Source organism: Leisingera sp. ABM4_101 (assembly GCF_056158725.1).
In genome coordinates this window covers 3539791-3558140 of the sequence record NZ_JBSWTV010000002.1, presented here as the reverse complement: position 1 = coordinate 3558140, position 18350 = coordinate 3539791, and the positions used below count along the sequence as shown (strand labels likewise).

Sequence of the window (18350 nt, the reverse complement as noted above, 5' to 3'; positions counted from 1 at the left end):
TCAAAGGGGGCCTTTTGGCCTCCTTTTCCGGTTGGAGACGTCACCCAAGCGAGAAGGACAGGACCCATGGCTGATATTTCACTGGAACAGGCGCGCACCATTATCCGCGTAGCGCTGGAAAAGGGGCGCGAACTGAACCTGAAACCGCTGTCTGCAGTGGTGCTGGATGCCGGCGGCCATGTACAGGCCTTCGAACGCGAAGACGGCGCCGCACCTGGCCGGTTTCCGATTGCGCATGGCAAGGCCTATGGCTCGGTGATGCTGGGCATGGCAGGCAGTGCCCAGATGGCGCGGGCTGAGGCGCAGGCCTATTTCATGGCCGCAGTGAACGGTGTCTATGGCGGCCAGGTGGTGCCGGTGCCGGGCGGTGTGCTGGTGCGCGGTGCGGATGGCGCGGTGATCGGTGCGGTCGGTGTGACGGGCGACACCTCTGACAATGACGCGATTGCCGCCATGGCGGGTATCGAAGCTGCTGGCCTGTCAGGGGAAATCTGACTCTCCCGTGCGCCTGTGAACACTGAGTTGCGCCGTCACTGCGGTTGAACCCGGCCTTTGGCAGAGCTAGGTTTTCTGTCAGGGAACGGAGACAAGCAGACCATGGCGCGACCCAAAGTAGGCATTATCGGCAATTCCTATCTGCTGAACGATCAGTATCCCGTGCATGCGGGCGGCACGATGAATTCCGAGGCGATTGCCGAGGTTGCAGGCTGTATGCCGCTGATGATCCCATCGGATCCGCGGTTTGTGACCGTCGAGGAACTGCTTCGCACTTTCGACGGCTTCCTGCTGACCGGCGGGCGCCCCAACGTGCATCCCAACGAATACGGCGAGGCCGAGACCGAGGCGCACGGCGCCTTTGACCGGGCCCGTGACGCCATCACCCTGCCGCTGATCCGCGCCTGTGTGGAGCGCGGCCAGCCTTTCCTGGGCATCTGCCGCGGCTTCCAGGAGGTGAACGTGGCAATGGGCGGCACCCTGCACCCGGAAATCCGCGACCTGCCGGGGCGGATGAACCACCGGATGCCGCCGGACGGCACGCTGGAGGAAAAATTTGCCCTGCGCCACACGGTCAAGTTCAACCCGGGCGGCGTGTTCCACCGTTTGTTCGGGGCGGAAGAGGTGATGACCAACACGCTGCACGGCCAGGGCATCAAACGCCCGGGCGCGCGGGTTGTGATCGACGGCCACGCGCCGGATGGCACGCCGGAGGCGGTCTATATCAAGGATGCGCCGGGCTTTACCCTGTCGGTGCAATGGCACCCCGAGTGGGAAGCCGCAGCGGACCCGGTGTCGCGGCCGCTGTTTGAGGCGTTCGGAGATGCGGTACGGGCCTGGGCGGACGCGGGGTCGCAGGCCGGTTTGCAAAAATCTGCATAAGGTCTCCCATGATGTGCAATGCTGCAGACGGCGCTGCCTTGGAGCAGGGGCCGTTCAAGGTCAGGCGCGGAAAACCTGAGGACGCCGCCGCACTGGCAGATGTGTTCCATGCCGCGGTGCATGGTATTGCCAGCCGCTTTTATTCTCCGGAACAAACCGCCGCCTGGTGCCCGGACGTTCCGCCGGCAGAGCCGTTCCGGCAACGGCTGATGGATGGGCGGGAACTGTGGGTGGCGGCCGGCAGCAGCGATGTCCCGGACGCATTTATCGACTTGGAAAGCGATGGGCTTATCGACATGCTGTTCTGCCATCCGCGGGCGGCAGGGCAGGGTGCAGCAGCGGCGCTCTATGGTCAGCTGGAAGCCGCGGCGCGGCAGCGGGGCCTGGCGCAGCTTTATGTAAACGCCAGCGAAGCGGCACGCGGTTTCTTCGAAAAGCGCGGGTTCACTGTGGATCACAGGCGCGAGGTTGAGCGCCGCGGTGTGATGCTCCACAATTACCGGATGGTGAAAGCGCTCGTCTGAGGATGTGCGGCCCGCCCGGCAAGGCAGGCCGCATTTTGGTTCAGATCAGCAGCTCAAAGTCATGCATCAGCGGCAGCCGCCGGGCGCGTTTGCCTGTGAGGTCGAAAAGCGCATTGGCCAGTGCCGGGGCTGCGGGCGGGGTGCCGGGTTCGCCAACGCCGCCAAGCTGCGCTTGGGTTTCCAGCACCTTCACCTCTGTCCGCGGCATCGTATGCATACGGATTGCGTCGTAGTCCGGAAAATTGCCCTGTTCCGCCGCGCCTTCGGCAAAGGTGATCTCGCCGAAACACGCCGCCGACAGCCCATAGACCATGCCGCTGAACATCTGCGCCTTGACGATCTCCGGGTCGATGGCCCGGCCGACGTCGCAGGCAATCCAGGCGTTGGCGATGCGGATGCTGCCGTCTTCGTCCACCACTTCGATCACTTCGGCCACGGGGGTTCCGAAGCTGTAGCACAGCGCCACCCCGCGGCCTGTGCCTTCGGGGGTCTTGCCGGTCCAGCCGGACATTTCCTTGACCGCTTCCAGCACCGCAGCGGCTGGCGCCCATTCACGGCGCGCCATGTCCAGCCGGAATTCCAGCGGATCGGTGCCGGCAGCATGGGCCATCTCGTCAATGAAGCTTTCAACGAAGAAGGCGTTGAAACTGTTGCCGACTGAGCGCCAGAACCCGACAGGGATCTGGATGTCCGACAGGTGGCCGGCCATGCGGAAGCTCGGGATTGCATAAGGCGCATTGAAGAACCCCTCCACATGCACCTTGTCGGGGCCGGCGGCAGGCAGATCCGCCAGCCGTTTCATCGCCTGCGCAACTGGCGAGGCGGCTGCAACCTTGCCGTCCAGCAGCACCGCCTGGCCGCCCTTCACCGCGCCGCGCATCCGTGCCAGCGCCCCGGGGCGGTACATGTCGTGGCGCATATCCTCCTCGCGGCTCCAGGTCAGCTGCACCGGGGTGCCGGGCATCTGTTTCGCCAGCCGGGTGGCCAGCACCGCATAGTCGAACTCGGCCCGCCGCCCGAAGCCGCCGCCAAGATAGGTGGTGTTGACCTCCACCCGATCCGTTTCCAGCCCGGCCTCCCCGGCGCATTTCATCTGCACGAAGGTCGGCATCTGGTTGCCGCACCAAAGGGTCAGCTTGCCGTCCTGCAGCAGCGCGGTGGCATTCATCGGCTCCATGGTGGCATGGGCCAGGTAAGGCACCTGGTAGTCTGCCGTCAGTTCGGTTGCGCCATCAGGCAGCGCGTCCGCATCGCCGTCATCCCGCAGGACGGAGTTCGGCGCATCGTCAAACGCTTCTGCGATTTTTGCAAAGATCTGATCGGTTTCCGGCGGGTAGGGGGCGTCCTCCCAGTCCACGTCGATGGCGTCCAGCGCCTGCATCGCCAGCCAGGTGTTTGTTGCCACCACGGCCACGCCGGCCCCCATGTCCACGACCTTCTCGACACCGGGCATCCCTTCGGCAGCGGTGGCGTCAAAGCCCTTCATGCCGCCGCCCTGGCGCGGGTTCATGCGGACAGAGGCAAACTTCATCCCCGGCAGCCGCACGTCGATGCCGAACTCGGCGGTGCCAGTGGCCTTTTCTGCCATGTCAATCCGCGGCTGCGGTTTGCCGATCAGCCGCCACTGGCTGCTGGGGCGCAGGTCTGCGTCCACCGGTTCCAGTTTGGCGGCGTCCATCGCCAGATCGGTATAGGGGATCTGCGTCCCGTCCGGAGCAATCACCGCGCCCTTTGCGGTGCTCAGCTTGCTGCGGTCCACACCCAGCCGTTCTGCCGCGGCCTGCTTCAGCGTCTCGCGCGCGGCGGCGCCGGCTTGGCGCATCCGCTTGAACCCGTCCTTCATCGAGGTGGAGCCGCCGGTGCCATGCAGGTTCAGCACCTTGCCGATATGCCCCAGCGCCTCGCCCACGGCATGTTTAAAATTGCCGCTGTCATAGCCCTTGCCCGGCAGCGCATCGGCGATGAAGGCAGAGTTGTAATAGGCCTGCGCGGCAGGGCCGTGCAGAACCCGGACCTGGTCCAGCTCCAAATCCAGTTCCTCAGCGATCAGCGCGGCCCAGCTGGTTTTCACGCCCTGGCCCATCTCGGCGCGCGGTGCAAACAGGGTGACACCGTTCTGGTCAATGAGCACAAACGGGTTGAGCGCCGCTTCACCTTCTGCCGGTTTCAGCGGGTTCGGGGCCGGGCGGCTGACGTAATAGGCGCCGAAAGCCACGCCGCCGACAATGGCGGCTGAGCCGATCAGAAAGGTGCGGCGGGCGATTTTTGCAATACTGGCCATGGGTTACGCCTCCTGCATCTTCTGGGCGGCGGCATGGATCGCGGCGCGAATGCGCGGGTAGGTGCCGCAGCGGCAAAGGTTTCCTTGCATAGCCTCGTCAATTTCTGCATCGGAAGGCGCCGGGTTTTCCGCCAGCAGGCTGGCCGCTTGCATGATCTGGCCCGACTGGCAGTAGCCGCATTGGGCCACCTGATGCTCCACCCAGGCCTGCTGGATCGCGGCCATCGCCTCCGGCGTGCCGAGGCCCTCAATCGTGGTGACCTCGCCCCAGACATCCGACAGCGCCACCTGGCAGGAGCGCACCGCCTCGCCATCAATCTGCACAGTGCAGGCGCCGCAGGCGGCCACACCGCAACCGAACTTGGTGCCGGTGAGGCCAACCTCATCCCGCAGAACCCAGAGAAGGGGAACATCATCAGGCAGATCTACCTGATGGGTTTTTCCATTGATGCGCAGGTCTGTTGGCATGGCGGGGCTCCCTTGCTGTGCTTCTGACAAAAGTAACGAGTTTTGTCAGGGTGTCAATTGACATTTTTTACAAACAATGTCAGAAGCGGAAACATGAACATGGCAGGCATTGATCCGAAACAGCAGGCAATCCTCGAGGCCGCCTGGATGGCGTTTTCCACCTATGGGTTCCGCAAGACCTCGATGGATGACATCGCCAAGGGCGCGGGCATGTCGCGGCCCGCACTGTATCTGCATTTCAAGAACAAGGACGCGATTTTTCGGGCCTTGGTGACTGCCTACTACGGCAACGCTGCAGCCGGTGTCCGTGCTGCACTGGCCGGACCGGGGCCGCTGCCGGACCAATTGCAGGCGGCCTTTGCGGCCCAAGGCGGTGAAGCGATTGAACAGATGATGGCCTCGCCGCATGGGATGGAGCTGTTCGAGGTCACCAAACATGTGGCCGGCGCAGAGATCGAAGCAGGAGAGGCGGCGCTCAGCGGAATCTATGCGGACTGGCTGCAGCAGCAGGCCAATGCCGGGCAGGCGGTGCTGAGCGGCGATGCCGCGGTGATTGCCCGGACCCTCTGCGCCTCGTTGAAGGGGATCAAACAGACCGCCGCGGATTACGCGGCCTACCAGGCCGGGGTGCGCCAGCTGGCGGCCTTGGCCGGGGCTGGGCTGACACCGCGGTGATGCGGGCCGGTAGGGCCGGCCCGCTGAACTTTCACAGCTCGGTGCGCAGGTGCCACAGCTCTGGGAACAGCTCCACCTCCAGCATCCGCTTCAGATAGCTGACGCCGCCGGTGCCGCCGGTGCCGCGCTTGAAGCCGATCACGCGCTCCACCGTGGTCACATGGTTGAAACGCCAGCGGCGGAAGTAATCCTCGAAATCCACCAGCTTCTCGGCCAGTTCATACAGCTCCCAGTGGGTTTCGGTGTCGCGGTAAACCTCTGTCCAGGCGGCCTGCACCGCCTCATGCGGCTGATAGGCCTCGGAAACATCCCGGTTCACCACTTCATCCGGCAGCGCAAAGCTCTGGGCCAGCGCCTTCAGCGCCACATCATACAGCGACGGCTGCGCCAGTTCCGCCTCCAGCAGCGCCAGAATGTCCGGCCGGTGCGCGTGGGGCCGCAGCATCGCCTTGTTGCGGTTGCCCAGCATAAATTCGATCTGCCGGTACTGATGCGACTGAAAGCCGGAGCTTTGGCCCAGCTCATCCCGGAAGGCCGTGTAATCCGAGGGCGTCATGGTGCGCAGCACGTCCCAGGCGGAGTTGAGCTGTTCAAAGATCCGCGCCACCCGCGCCAGCATCTTGAACGCCTGCCGCGCCTGGCCGCTCAGCAGCCGCTCGCGGGCGGCGCTCAACTCGTGAATGGCCAGCCGCATCCACAGCTCAGAGGTCTGATGCTGAATGATGAACAGCATTTCGTCATGGGTATTGGTCCATGTCTTCTGCGCATTCAGCAGCATATCGAGCGACAGGTAATCGCCATAGGACATGCGCCCGTCAAAGGACATTTGGGCGCCGTCGTCGGCGGGATCGTAGGGTTTGGTCATCGGAGTCATTCCTTTTCCTAAGGGTAGCATACGTCAGGGAAAGGAATGCGTCCTCCGGTTCAGGGTGCCGCATTGGGCCAGGCGGCGCCACAGCGCGACCCAGCCCGCCGGGCGGCAGAGCGGCAGATGGTATGCGCGCGCGCCCTGCATCAGGTGACCGCGTGGCGGACCATGTATTCCGGCCGGTCCCACAGGGCGTTGGTCATGACATCGGCAATGATTTCAGCCGCCGCGCGCACGTCACCCTCGTCGATATACAGCGGGGTGAAGCCGAACCGCATGATATCGGGCGCCCGGAAGTCGCCGATCACACCGCGGGCAATCAGCGCCTGCATCGCCGCATAGCCCTCGTCGAACTTGAACGACACCTGGCTGCCGCGGAAGGCGGGGTCGCGCGGCGAGGCCAGCTCCAGCTGCGGGCAGCTCTCTTCAACCAGCGCGATGAACAGGTTGCAAAGTTCGACGGACCTGGCGCGCACGGCCTCCATTTCCGCCATGTCCCAGATGTCCATTGCCGCCTCCAGCGCGGTCAGCTGGATTACCGGCGGCGTGCCGACGCGCATCCGGTCGATGCCGCTGCCGGGCCGGTAGTCGAGGTCAAAGGCAAAAGGCGCCTCATGCCCCAGCCAGCCCGACAACGCCGGGCGGGCGGTCTCTGCGTGGCGTGGTGACACATAGATGAAGGCCGGCGCGCCGGGGCCGCCATTCAGGTATTTGTAGGTGCAGCCAACCGCAAAATCCGCACGGCACCCGGCCAGATCCACCGGAATGGCACCCGCCGAGTGCGCCAGATCCCAGACCGTCAGCACGCCATGGGCATGGGCCTTTTCGGTCAGCGCCTTCATGTCGTGCTTGCGCCCGGTGCGGTAGTCCACCTCTGTGATCATCAGCACCGCGATCTCATCGGTGATGGCGTCCTCAACCGCCTCCGGGTTCACCACCCGCAGCTCATACTCCGGCCCCAGCGATTTCAGCAGCCCGCCGGCCATATAGAGATCGGTGGGAAAGTTGCCATTGTCCGACAGCACTACCTTGCGGCCCGGGTTCAGCTCCAGCGCCGAGGCGACGGCCTGGTAAACCTTGATCGACAGCGTATCGCCCATCACCACATGGCCCGGCTCCGCCCCGATCAGCCGCCCGACCCGGTCCCCCAGCGCCTTGGGCTTGTCCATCCAGCCGGCCTTGTTCCAGCCGGTGATCAGCATCTGGCCCCATTCGTCCTGCATCATGGCCCCGACCCGCTCCCGGGCGGCGCGGGGCAGCGGACCCAATGAGTTGCCATCCAGATAGATCACCCCTTCGGGCAGGTCGAACATCGCCTTGGTTGCGGCAAAATCGGTCATGGAGGCCTCGCGTCTGATCGGTATTTCAAGCTTAAAGATTTTTAGGATTTGCTATCGCACCCAGGCCATTCTGTCCAGAGGCGGGCTGTCTGCATTAACCTTGGCTTGTGTCCGCTTGCGGGTCGGGGATGCCGAACTCGGCGCGCTTCTTTTTGGACAGCTTCGCGGTCACCATCTGATAGGACAGGGTGATCTGCTCTTTAAGCTCCGCATCCGTCAGGCCGTCGCTGTCAAACTGCTGCAGCCATTTCATGCCCCGCGACGCCAAATAGGGCGCCGGGCGGACACCGGGGCGCTCCTGCAGCACCTCATAGGCGATATCGCCCGCCTTGAAGGTGAAGGCATCCTGCCCCTCGGCCCAGCCGCAGACGGCAAACAGCTTGCCGCCCGCCTTCCAGACGTCGGAATTGCCCCATTGCACGACATGCTCGGCCGCTGGAAAGGTGGCGCAGAAGGCGTTGAATTCCTCTCGGTTCATCACATCTGCCCCCCGGCTATTTCGATGCACTGGCCATTGACTGAACCCGAGCCGGGACCGCACAGCCATAGGGCCGCCGCCGCCACTTCCTCCGGCTCAATCAGCCGCTTGTGGCGGTTGGCGTTGACCATCACGTCCAGCGCCTCCACTGAGCTTAAGCCCGCGCGCTGGGCGATCGAGGTGATGTTGCGCTCAACAATCGGGGTGTCCACATAGCCGGGGCACAGCGCGTTGAAGGTAAAGGGCGTGCCCAGATAATCCTCGCTCAGCGCGCGCGTCAGCCCGACCAGCCCGTGTTTGCTGGCCGTGTAACAGGCACCGCCTTTCAGCCCCCGCAGCCCGGCAATGGAGGAGACGGTAATCACCCGGCCCCAATCCGTCTGCCGCATTGAGGTAAAGCATTCCCTGATGGTCAGAAAGGCACCATCCAAATTGGTCGCCATCATATTGCGCCAGAACGCCATCGAGGTCTTGTGCAGCGCGGCGCCCTCGGCCACGCCCGCGTTGGCCACACAGACCTGTACCGGGCCGCGGGCCTCCACCGCGGCGGCAACCTTGGCCGCCACGTCGTCCTCGTCGCGCACATCCATGACCAGCGGATGCAGCCCGTCTGTTACGGCCTCCTCCAGCACCTCCAGCCTGCGCCCTGTGATGGTGACTTGGGCGCCCTGCGCGGCCAACCCCTGCGCAATGGCCAGCCCGATACCGGTGCCGCCGCCGGTGACCAGCGCGTGTTTGCCTTGCAAGCTCATGGCCTCGCCTCCCTGTTTTGCGGCTCAGCCTAGCCGGGCAGGGGCATCTGGCAACCCCGCCGTGCCGTCACGCCGCACACAGAGGGCGTTTACAGTTATATTCGCATGTGTGAATGTTGTGGCAAATGATCCGGGAGAGATGTGATGAAACCCCTTGCCGCCCTTGCCCTGCTGGTGCCATTCGCCGCCTTTGCCAGCGAGGATATCGCCGACCAGTACCCCCAGTCCGAGCTGTATTCGAAACCGGTTGAGGTCATTCCGAATGTCTTCTCCGCCATCGGCGCCACCGCCCCGCCGACCTATGAAAACGCGGGCCATAACAACAACTTGTCCTTTATCGTGACCTCCGAAGGCGTGGTGGTGGTGAACTCAGGTGCCTCCGATGCACTGGCGCAAGCCTTGCATGACGAGATCAAGCAGGTGACCGATCAGCCGGTGGTTCTGGTGATCAACGAAAACGGCCAGGGCCACGCGATGCTGGGCAACGGATACTGGCGCGACCAAGGCGTCGATGTGCTGGCCCATGCCGAGGCGATTGCCGAGACGCAGGAAAACAGCGACATGATCCTGCAACGCATGCGCGGCTATAACAAGGACCGGGCAGGGGAGACCCGTGTTGAGCACGCCAATATGTCTTTTGAAGACCGCTATGACCTGAGCCTCGGCGGGGTGGAAATGCAGGTGCTGCACCTTGGCCCCGCGCATGACCCCGGCGATATTCAGGTCTGGATCCCCGCCTGGGATCTGCTGATTGCCGGCGACATCGCCTTTCACGAACGGATGCTGCCGGTCTTCCCGCACACCTGCACCAAATGCTGGATCGAAACCTGGCAGGACAAGCTGGAACCGCTGGCGCCGGCCTATGTGATCCCCGGCCACGGCCACCCGACCAATTTGCCGCAGGTGCGCCGCTATACGCTCGACTATCTGACCGACCTGCGGGCCAAGGTGGGCGCCCATATCGAGGCGGGCGGAGACCTCGCAAGCGCATATTATGTTGATCAGGCGCGCTGGAAGGGCCTGGACACATTCGAGGAACTGGCGACCAAGAACGCAGGCCGCGTGTTCGAGGAAATGGAGTGGGAGTAAGGCCCCGCGCCCTCAGTACACATAAATATACTTAGGCTTTCGGGGGATTTTGTGCAGGATCATGCCGCAAGCCGGGACAGATTCGCCGTAAATGCGGCATCGGGGGCAATTTGTCCTTAATTTCCAGTCTTGGCTCAAGAGGTCTGGACGGCCTGGCTGGATGAGGGAAAACTGCCCGCGATGTGCGTGATTTCAGGACATATTTTGCCGGAGAACCGGGCGTGATGCGGTGGCTGGACGTGCCGCCCGCCTGGCTGGCGGGTTCTGTGCTGATTGCCTGGCTGCAGGCAAAACATGCCGCATTCGGGCTGTCTTTCGGCGGCGCCTGGGCGGATTTCCTGGGCGGTATCCTGCTGGGCGGCGGCCTGTTGCTGGCGCTGCTGGCGATTACTGAGATGCGGCGCCAGAAAACCTCCGTGATTCCGCATCAGACGCCCAGCCGGCTGGTGCAATCGGGCATCTTCAGCCGCTCCCGCAATCCAATTTACCTGGGCGATGTACTGATCCTCGCGGGCCTCATCCTGTGGTTCGACGCGGTGCTGTCGCTGCCTTTGATCCCGGTCTTCCTGTGGCTGCTGGAGAAGCGGTTCGTGATCCCGGAAGAGGACCGGATGCGGCGCACGTTCCGGGCCGACTGGGCGCGGTATGAGCAGAAAGTACGCCGCTGGCTATGACCTGAACGCGGCATTGCGGCATAAAATTGCGGCGGCGCAGCAAAATCCTTGCGCAACAATATTGCGCGATGTAATAGAAATCATTGCGATCCGTACCTGGGCACTGCTGGCACGGGCAAGACGAGGGGGACCAAAAAGGTGAAAATAGGAACACCAAAAGAAACATTTGCAGGTGAGAACCGGGTCGGCATGACGCCGGATTCTGCGCGTCAGCTGCAAAAACTCGGCTACGATTGCGCGATCGAAACCGGGGCAGGCGCAGCGGCAGGCTTTTCCGATGCGGCCTATGAGGCGGCAGGGGTTGAGATCATCAAGACCCCGGCAGCGCTGTGGAAAGCCTCCGACATTGTCGCCAAGGTGCGCCAGCCGGACGCGACAGAGCTGAAGCGGCTGACCAAGGGCAAGACACTGATCTCCTTCTTCAACCCGGCGGGCAATGAAGAAGGCATGGAGCTGGCCAAATCCAAGGGCGCCAATGTGATCGCCATGGAAATGGTGCCGCGTATTTCGCGGGCGCAGAAGATGGATGCGCTGTCGTCGATGGCCAATATCGCGGGCTACCGCGCCGTGATCGAGGCGGGCAACAATTTCGGCCGCTTCTTCACCGGTCAGATCACCGCGGCGGGCAAGGTGCCCCCGGCCAAGGTTCTGGTAGTTGGCGCCGGTGTGGCGGGCCTCGCCGCCATCGGCACCTCAACCTCGCTTGGTGCGGTCACCTATGCCTTCGACGTGCGCCCGGAAGTGGCCGAGCAGGTCGAGTCGATGGGCGCCGAGTTTGTCTATCTCGATTTCGAGGAAGAGCAGCAGGACGGCGCCGCCACCGGCGGTTATGCCTCGGTCTCCAGCCCGGAATTCCGCGAAGCGCAGCTCGCCAAGTTCCGTGAATTGGCTCCAGAGGTGGACATCGTCATCACCACCGCGCTGATCCCCAACCGCGAGGCGCCTGAGCTGTGGACCGAAGACATGGTCGCAGCGATGAAGCCGGGCTCGGTCATCGTGGACCTCGCGGCAGAGAAGGGCGGCAACTGCAAGCTGACCGTCGCGGATGAGAAGATCGTCACAGAAAACGGCGTCACTATCATCGGCTACACCGACTTCCCGTCCCGGATGGCGGCGCAGTCGTCCAGCCTGTACGCCACCAACATCCGCCATATGATGGCCGACCTCACGCCTGAGAAAGACGGCCAGGTCAACCACAACATGGAGGACGACGTGATCCGCGGCGCCACCGTGGCGTTTGAGGGCGAGATCACCTTCCCGCCGCCGCCGCCCAAGGTGCAGGCGATTGCGGCCAAGCCCAAGGAAACCGTGCCGGAACTGACCCCGGAAGAAAAACGGGCGCAGGAAATCGAAGCCTTCAAGGCGCAGACCAAAAGCCAGGTCACCATGCTGGCAGGCGGCGGTGCTCTCTTGCTGCTGGTGGGCCTGTTTGCTCCGGCCAGCTTCATGCAGCATTTCATCGTCTTTGCGCTGTCGTGCTTTGTCGGCTTCCAGGTGATCTGGGGCGTCGCACACTCGCTGCACACGCCCCTGATGGCTGTGACCAACGCGATCTCCTCGATCATCATCCTGGGCGCGCTGATGCAGATCGGATCGGGCAGCTTCCTGGTGATCCTCCTGGCGGCGCTTTCGGTCTTCATGGCCGGGATCAACATCTTCGGCGGATTCCTCGTCACCCGGCGCATGCTCGCCATGTTCCAGAAATCTTGAATTGGGGGACGGACTTATGATTGGTTTCACCACCGCCGCCTATGTCGTTGCGGCTGTTCTCTTCATCCTGTCCCTTGGCGGGCTGTCCAACCAGGAAAGCGCCAAGCGCGCGGTCTGGTACGGCATTGCCGGCATGGGGCTGGCGGTTTTTGCCACCCTCATCGGCCCCGGCTCCGGCCTGTGGCTGCTGTCGCTGATCCTGATCGCCGGCGGCGGCATCATCGGCACCTATGTCGCCAAGAAGGTCCAGATGACCGAGATGCCGCAGCTGGTTGCCGCGATGCACTCGCTGGTCGGCCTGGCGGCGGTCTTCGTCGGCTTCATCGCCCATTTCGAGATCGGCAATGTGGCAGCTGCGGCCAGCACCGATGACCTCGGCGCCTTTGCCAAGCTGATCGCCAAGAAGACCCCGGCCGAGATCGCCTTCCTGCGGGTTGAGCTGTTCCTCGGCATCTTCATCGGCGCCATCACCTTCACCGGCTCGGTCATCGCCTTCGGCAAGCTGGCGGGCAAGGTCACCTCGGCGGCCACCAAACTGCCGGGCGGCCATATGCTGAACGCAGGCGCGGCGGCGCTCTCGCTCCTCTGCCTGATCTGGTACTTCAACACCGGCGGCTTCTTCCCGCTGATCCTGATGACCCTGGCGGCGCTGTTCATCGGCTACCACCTGATCATGGGCATCGGCGGCGCCGACATGCCGGTGGTGGTCTCGATGCTGAACAGCTACTCGGGCTGGGCCGCGGCCGCCATCGGCTTTAGCCTCGGCAATGACCTGCTGATCGTGGTCGGCGCGCTGGTGGGCTCCTCCGGTGCAATCCTCAGCTACATCATGTGCAAGGCGATGAACCGCTCGTTCATCTCGGTGATCCTGGGCGGCTTCGGCGGCACAACCGGCCCTGCGATGGAAGTGGAAGGCGAGCAGATCGCCATCGACGCCGACGGTGTCTCCACCGCGCTGGAAGAGGCTGACAGCGTCATCATCATCCCCGGCTACGGCATGGCGGTGGCCCAGGCGCAGCAGAACGTGGCGGAACTCACCCGCCGCCTGCGCGCCAAGGGCAAGGACGTGCGCTTTGCCATCCACCCGGTGGCAGGCCGTCTGCCGGGCCACATGAACGTGCTCCTGGCCGAAGCCAAGGTGCCTTACGACATCGTCCTTGAAATGGATGAGATCAACGAGGACTTCCCGGAAACCGATGTGGCCATCGTCATTGGCTCCAACGACATCGTGAACCCGGCGGCGCAGGAAGATCCCAACTCGCCCATCGCCGGCATGCCGGTGCTGGAGTGCTGGAAAGCAAAACAGGTCTTCGTGTCCAAACGCGGCCAGGGCACCGGCTATTCGGGCATCGAGAACCCGCTGTTCTTCAAGGACAACACCCGCATGTTCTATGGCGACGCCAAGGCCAGCCTCGATACGCTGCTCACCATGATCAGCTGAGCCGCCAGGCCAAAGACAAGGAAAGGCGCTCCACCCGGGGCGCCTTTTTCTTTCGGGCTTCTTTCAGGCTGCAAATACTCCGGGGGAGGCCGCAGGCCGGGGGCAGAGCCCCTTTAGGCGGGATGTATACCGTTGCATTCAGCTAACGCTTTGAAATAAAACGTTTCTGTACATGTATTCTTGACCGGAGTATGGTCCGCGCCATTGCCCCGGAGATCAAGAATGCCACCGATCCAGGATCACCCTCTGCGCTACACGCTCACCAATGAGCTGCACGCGCGCCCTTTTCCTGCCATGTCCTGCCCCAGCACGGTGGTTTACCTCGCCGTCAAACAGCCGCATGAGGCAGAGCACCGGGACCGGATGCAGGATCTGCAGCATCTGACCAGTCTGCTGGACCGCCACGGCGCGCCGCATCCCAAGCCGGGAGCCACCCATCACGCGGCGCAAATCGGCCGGCATATGATCAAGTGGGAGCAGCATACCGAATTTGTCAGCTACACCGTCTACCGGGACGGGGCCAGCGGCCGGGCGTTTGACCCTGCGGATTTTGATGTGTTTCCCGCCGATTGGCTGGCAGAGCTCCCTGGCCAGCGGATCACTTCGGCGCTGATCCGGGTTGTGCCCCGCCGGAAGGCGGCAGCGATGAAGGAGACCCTGCACGACTGGTTTGTGCCGGAAAGCCTGGCCGTTTCGCAGGTGCTGGATGACAGCGCTGTGGTGGCGGGGGATTTCCGCATTGACCCGGCCGGGCACATGCGCTTTGCGGTTCTGGCGAACCCGGAAACCGGCAGCCAGCGGATAGGCCGGATCGTGCAGCGGCTTTGCGAGATCGAGACCTACCGGGCGATGGCAATGCTGGGTTTTTCCCGCGCCCGCGGGCTGACCCCGTCGATCAGCGCGCTCGACACCCATCTCAGCGAGATGATGGTGGAAATGACCGGCGGCAGCGCTCCGGCGGAGCAGACCCTGTCCCAATTGCTGACCGTGTCAGCTGAGCTGGAGTCGATGGCTGCCCGCTCAGCCTTCCGGTTCAGCGCAACGGGGGCCTATGATGCGCTGGTCAGCCAGCGGGTCAGCCTGCTGCGCGAGGACCGGCACGGCGGGTTCCAAACCTTGGAAGAATTCATGCTGCGCCGCTTTGAACCGGCTATGCGGACGGTGAAATCCACCGAAAAGCGGCTGGACAGCCTGGCAAACCGGGCCCGGCGGGCAGGGGAGCTGCTGCGGACCCGGGTGGATGTGGAGCGCTCGGCCCAGAACCAGGCCCTGCTGGCCAGCATGGACCGGCGCTCGGACATTGCCTTGCGGCTGCAGCACACAGTCGAAGGGCTGTCGGTGGTGGCAGTCAGCTATTATGCGGTGTCGCTGGTCTCGGACTTTTTCCTGCCGCTGGCGGAACGCTACGGGATCAGCAAGAAGCTGTTGATCGCGGCGGTCACTCTGCCGGTTGTTGCCCTGGTGTGGCTGGGGATCCAGCGGATCCGGAAGACACTGCACTAGGGGTCCTGGCCCTAAGTGCCGCGTCCATCGCCAGCCCGCCAATTGCGATGCAGGCCAGCGCGAACAGGGCCGCCAGGCTCAGCGTTGGAATGCCGGCCAGCCCGGCGCCGACAGTGCAGCCGCCCGCCAGCACACCGCCCGCGCCCATCAGCACAGCCCCTGCCAGGTAACGGCCGGTCTGGCGCGGGCTCTCAAAGCTCTGCCACTGAAAGCTGCCGCTGAACACCGCTGCCGCCAGCGCCCCCAGCAGCACGCCGCCAATCAGCCCGGTGCCAAACCCGGCAGGGATTGAGCTGGAGGCGATGACAAAGAACAGCGTGTCCGCAGCGGGGGCGGTGAATGACAGGCTTTCCATCGCGATCGGGTCGAATTCGTCAAACAGGATAAAGCCAGTGCCAACCCAGGCCGCAGGCACCAGCAGGCCGATCAGCCCGGCGCCTGCCAGTGTCAGCGTCCGGTTGCCGGACCGCAGGGCAAGAGCCAGCGCTGCCGCAGCGATCACCGCGCTCCACAGCAGCGGGCCACCGGGCAGCGCGGCAAGGGAAATCTGCTCTCCCGCTGGCAGCGTGACCGCCCCAAGCGCGGTGCGCACCGATGCCAGAACCCCTTTGAGCGTTGCATGGGCGGTGACAGCAAAGACCGCGATGACCAGCAGCGCCCGCAAGTTGCCGCTGCCCGCCAGCACCAGCAGGCGCGAGGCGCAGCCGCGGGTCAGGATCATGCCCGCGCCGAACATCAGCCCGCCCGCGGCGATGGCTACAATGGGCAGGTCCTGAGCCAGCAGCCGGTGCTCGGCAAAGCTGATCCACCCCGCGGCCACGGCCGCCTGGGTGCCCGCGACGGCTGCAGCCAGCGCCATGGCCCACACCCCTGCCGCCTGGCGGCGGTCCTCTCCCGCCAGTGCGCGGCGGAAACAGAAACGGGTCAGCTGCGCCAGCACCCCGAACAGGGCGCCGATGCCAAGCGCAAACAGGACCGAGGCGTCCCGTGCAGTGGTCTCTTCAAAGCCAAATGTTTCGAACATGGCGCTCTCCGGGGTGGGGATTCGGAACCTTTTCCCGAAATGGCGTTTTTTTCGCCAGCAGGCAACGGCCATCGCGGCCTTGCACCGCATGCCAGGGCGGACAACAGTCTGCCCTTGCGGCGGTTCCGGGGAAAACAGTCTTTCGCACTGGTGCTGGCCGAAAACAAACTGGCCGCCTGCGGGGAGGCGGCCAGAAGGTATGTTTTTATTTGAATGTGTGACTGTGTTGCGGTCAGCGGCCCCGGATCCGCGGGTCCAGCGCGTCGCGCAACCCGTCGCCCAGGTAGTTCACGCTCAGCACCGTCAGCGAGATCGCCATACCGGGCCAGAACACCCGCTCAGGGTGCTGCTGCAGGTAATCGGTGGCATCAAACAGCAGCCGTCCCCAGGTCGGGAAATCCGGCGGGAAGCCAAGGCCGAGGAAAGACAAGGACGACTCGGTGATGATCGCGGTGGCAATGCCCAGGGTGGCCGAAACCATGATTGGCGACAGCACGTTGGGCAGGATGTGCCGTGTGATCAGCCCGCGGTTGGTGGTGCCGATAGACCGCGCCGCCATCACGAACTCGCGCTCCTTCAGCGCCAGCACATCGCCGCGCACGATCCGGGCGGTCGGCATCCAGCTGGTTACCCCGATGGAGATCACGATCAGGATGAAGATCCCCTGTTCCGGGCCGAAGGCGGCATTCAGCGGCTCTCGGAACAGCAGCATCATCACCAAGAGCAGCGGCAGCAGCGGCAGCGCCAGGAACAGGTCGGTCAGGCGCATCAGTGGCCCGTCCAGTTTCTTGAAGAAACCGGCCATCACCCCGATGAAGGAGCCCAGGAACAGCGCCAGCAGCATCGCTGTCAGGCCCACCGACACCGATGTCGCGCCGCCCGCCATCATCCGGGCCAGCATGTCGCGGCCCAGCTGGTCGGTGCCAAAGGGGTGCGCCCAGCTGGGACCCTGGTTGCGGGCGCGGATGTCGATCTTGGTGGCTTCGATGTCCCACAGGAACGGGCCCAGGTAGACCGCCAGGATGATGAACAGGAACAGCGCCCCGCCCATCAGCGCGCCGCGATGGGATTTGAACTGGTCCCAGACGTCCAGCCACTGGCTGCGCGGCGGCTTCGAAGGGACAGGATTGCTCAGCTCAGTCATAGCGGATCCTCGGGTCAAGAATGCCGTACAGCACGTCGGCGATCAGGTTGAACAGCACGATCAGCACCGCAAAGATGAAGGTCAGCGTCTGCACCATCGGCAGGTCGTTGGCCTGGATTGCACCGATCAGCAATTGGCCGATACCGTTCACCTTGAACACCTGCTCGGTGATGATGGCGCCGCCAAAGATCGACGGGATCCCCAGCGCAATCACCGTGACCACCGGGATCATCGAGTTCCTGAGCACATGGACCATCACCACCACATATTCGCTCAGCCCCTTGGCGCGGGCGGTGCGGACATAATCCTGGTTCAGGTTGTCCAGCATCGAGGCGCGCATAAAGCGGCTAAGCTGCGCGGTGATCTGCAGTGCCAGCACCATCACCGGCATGATCATCTGCTTCAGCTGGTAGACAAAGGCGTCCCAGCTGTCGACCACATGGGTGGTGTCATAGATCGACGGGAACCAGCCCAGCTGCACCGAGAAGATCACAATGACCAGCACGCCCGAAAAGAACGGCGGCACCGAGAAGCCGACCATCGACACAAAGGTGCCCATCTGGTCGAACCAGCTGTACTGGCGGTAAGCGGAGTAGATGCCGATCGGCAGCGCGATCAGAATAGCGACCACATAGGCCGTGCCGACCACCCACAGGGTCTGCGGAATTCGCTGCACCACGATGTCCATCACCGGCGAGCGGGTCTGCCAGGAGATCACCCGCAGCTGCCCCTCTGAGAAGCTGGTGCCCAGGTAATAGTCGATCAGCACCTGCGGCTCGATCCAGAAGAACTGCACGATCCATTTCCAGAACCGGATATGCACCGGCTCGCCCAGGCCCAGGGCCAGGCGCATTTTCTCTTTGACTTCGGGGGGGACGGTCAGGGGAACCTGTGCCATCGGGTCGCCAGGGGCGAGCTCCAGCAGCAGGAAAATCACGAGACTGATGAACAGCAGTGTCGGAACTGCCAGGATCAGCCGCCGGATTGTAAAGGTCAGCATCT

18 protein-coding genes are annotated in these 18350 nt (G+C 63.7%); 9 read left to right on the top strand and 9 right to left on the bottom strand.

Annotated features, from left to right (window positions below; translation table 11 throughout):
- Positions 1-66: 66 nt before the first annotated feature.
- The 3 genes from ACXAEK_RS18585 (at position 67) to ACXAEK_RS18575 (ending at position 1901) form a co-directional block, all read left to right on the top strand.
- Complete coding sequence (locus ACXAEK_RS18585) at positions 67-495, top strand: GlcG/HbpS family heme-binding protein (protein WP_475044153.1); 429 nt, start codon at positions 67-69, stop codon at positions 493-495.
- Positions 496-597: 102 nt separating this feature from the next.
- Positions 598-1377, top strand: a complete 780-nt coding sequence (locus ACXAEK_RS18580) for a gamma-glutamyl-gamma-aminobutyrate hydrolase family protein (protein WP_475044151.1) — start codon at positions 598-600, stop codon at positions 1375-1377.
- An 8-nt stretch (positions 1378-1385) separates the two neighbouring features.
- Positions 1386-1901, top strand: coding sequence for a GNAT family N-acetyltransferase (locus ACXAEK_RS18575; protein ID WP_475044150.1), 516 nt, complete (start codon positions 1386-1388; stop codon positions 1899-1901).
- Between the two features lie 40 nt (positions 1902-1941).
- Here the strand turns inward: ACXAEK_RS18575 and ACXAEK_RS18570 are convergent, their stop codons facing one another.
- The gene (locus ACXAEK_RS18570) at positions 1942-4182 is read right to left on the bottom strand and encodes a xanthine dehydrogenase family protein molybdopterin-binding subunit (protein ID WP_475044148.1); all 2241 of its coding nucleotides are present in this window, start codon (positions 4180-4182) and stop codon (positions 1942-1944) included.
- A gap of 3 nt (positions 4183-4185) precedes the next feature.
- Positions 4186-4650, bottom strand: coding sequence for a (2Fe-2S)-binding protein (locus tag ACXAEK_RS18565; RefSeq protein WP_475044146.1), 465 nt, complete (start codon positions 4648-4650; stop codon positions 4186-4188).
- Between the two features lie 93 nt (positions 4651-4743).
- Here ACXAEK_RS18565 and ACXAEK_RS18560 point away from each other — a divergent pair, with 93 nt between their 5' ends.
- A complete protein-coding gene (locus ACXAEK_RS18560; protein ID WP_475044144.1) occupies positions 4744-5325 on the top strand; it encodes a TetR/AcrR family transcriptional regulator in 582 nt (193 codons plus the stop codon).
- A gap of 31 nt (positions 5326-5356) precedes the next feature.
- On the opposite strand, the gene kynA is transcribed toward ACXAEK_RS18560, so the two are convergent.
- The 4 genes from kynA to ACXAEK_RS18540 all read right to left on the bottom strand — a co-directional run bounded on the left by kynA (position 5357) and on the right by ACXAEK_RS18540 (position 8763).
- Positions 5357-6190 carry a tryptophan 2,3-dioxygenase gene (gene kynA / locus ACXAEK_RS18555; RefSeq protein ID WP_475044143.1) on the bottom strand — a complete coding sequence of 278 codons (834 nt, stop codon included), beginning with the start codon at positions 6188-6190 and terminating at the stop codon, positions 5357-5359.
- 149 nt (positions 6191-6339) lie between these two features.
- Positions 6340-7533, bottom strand: coding sequence for a kynureninase (kynU, locus tag ACXAEK_RS18550; protein ID WP_475044141.1), 1194 nt, complete (start codon positions 7531-7533; stop codon positions 6340-6342).
- Between the two features lie 94 nt (positions 7534-7627).
- On the bottom strand, positions 7628-8011 hold the full coding sequence (locus ACXAEK_RS18545) for an MmcQ/YjbR family DNA-binding protein (protein WP_475044139.1): 384 nt from the start codon (positions 8009-8011) through the stop codon (positions 7628-7630).
- A complete protein-coding gene (locus tag ACXAEK_RS18540; RefSeq protein WP_475044137.1) occupies positions 8011-8763 on the bottom strand; it encodes an SDR family NAD(P)-dependent oxidoreductase in 753 nt (250 codons plus the stop codon). The genes ACXAEK_RS18545 and ACXAEK_RS18540 overlap by 1 nt, the downstream gene beginning before the upstream one ends.
- Before the next feature lie 144 nt (positions 8764-8907).
- Between ACXAEK_RS18540 and ACXAEK_RS18535 the strand changes: the two genes are divergently transcribed.
- The 5 genes from ACXAEK_RS18535 (at position 8908) to ACXAEK_RS18515 (ending at position 15180) form a co-directional block, all read left to right on the top strand.
- Positions 8908-9852: an MBL fold metallo-hydrolase gene (locus ACXAEK_RS18535; RefSeq protein WP_475044135.1), complete on the top strand. Its 945-nt coding sequence runs from the start codon at positions 8908-8910 to the stop codon at positions 9850-9852.
- Between the two features lie 224 nt (positions 9853-10076).
- A complete protein-coding gene (locus ACXAEK_RS18530; protein WP_475044134.1) occupies positions 10077-10526 on the top strand; it encodes a methyltransferase family protein in 450 nt (149 codons plus the stop codon).
- 138 nt (positions 10527-10664) lie between these two features.
- On the top strand, positions 10665-12236 hold the full coding sequence (locus ACXAEK_RS18525; RefSeq protein WP_475044132.1) for a Re/Si-specific NAD(P)(+) transhydrogenase subunit alpha: 1572 nt from the start codon (positions 10665-10667) through the stop codon (positions 12234-12236).
- Between the two features lie 16 nt (positions 12237-12252).
- A complete protein-coding gene (locus ACXAEK_RS18520; RefSeq protein WP_475044130.1) occupies positions 12253-13677 on the top strand; it encodes an NAD(P)(+) transhydrogenase (Re/Si-specific) subunit beta in 1425 nt (474 codons plus the stop codon).
- 222 nt (positions 13678-13899) lie between these two features.
- Positions 13900-15180: a DUF3422 family protein gene (locus ACXAEK_RS18515; RefSeq protein WP_475044128.1), complete on the top strand. Its 1281-nt coding sequence runs from the start codon at positions 13900-13902 to the stop codon at positions 15178-15180.
- On the opposite strand, the gene ACXAEK_RS18510 is transcribed toward ACXAEK_RS18515, so the two are convergent.
- The 3 genes from ACXAEK_RS18510 to ACXAEK_RS18500 form a co-directional block, all read right to left on the bottom strand.
- On the bottom strand, positions 15116-16204 hold the full coding sequence (locus ACXAEK_RS18510) for a YeeE/YedE family protein (RefSeq protein WP_475044126.1): 1089 nt from the start codon (positions 16202-16204) through the stop codon (positions 15116-15118). The two genes, ACXAEK_RS18515 and ACXAEK_RS18510, sit on opposite strands and share 65 nt — an antisense overlap.
- A 232-nt stretch (positions 16205-16436) precedes the next feature.
- A complete protein-coding gene (locus ACXAEK_RS18505) occupies positions 16437-17348 on the bottom strand; it encodes an ABC transporter permease (RefSeq protein ID WP_475044125.1) in 912 nt (303 codons plus the stop codon).
- Positions 17341-18348 carry an ABC transporter permease gene (locus tag ACXAEK_RS18500; protein ID WP_475044123.1) on the bottom strand — a complete coding sequence of 336 codons (1008 nt, stop codon included), beginning with the start codon at positions 18346-18348 and terminating at the stop codon, positions 17341-17343. The genes ACXAEK_RS18505 and ACXAEK_RS18500 overlap by 8 nt, the downstream gene beginning before the upstream one ends.
- Positions 18349-18350 lie beyond the last annotated feature (2 nt).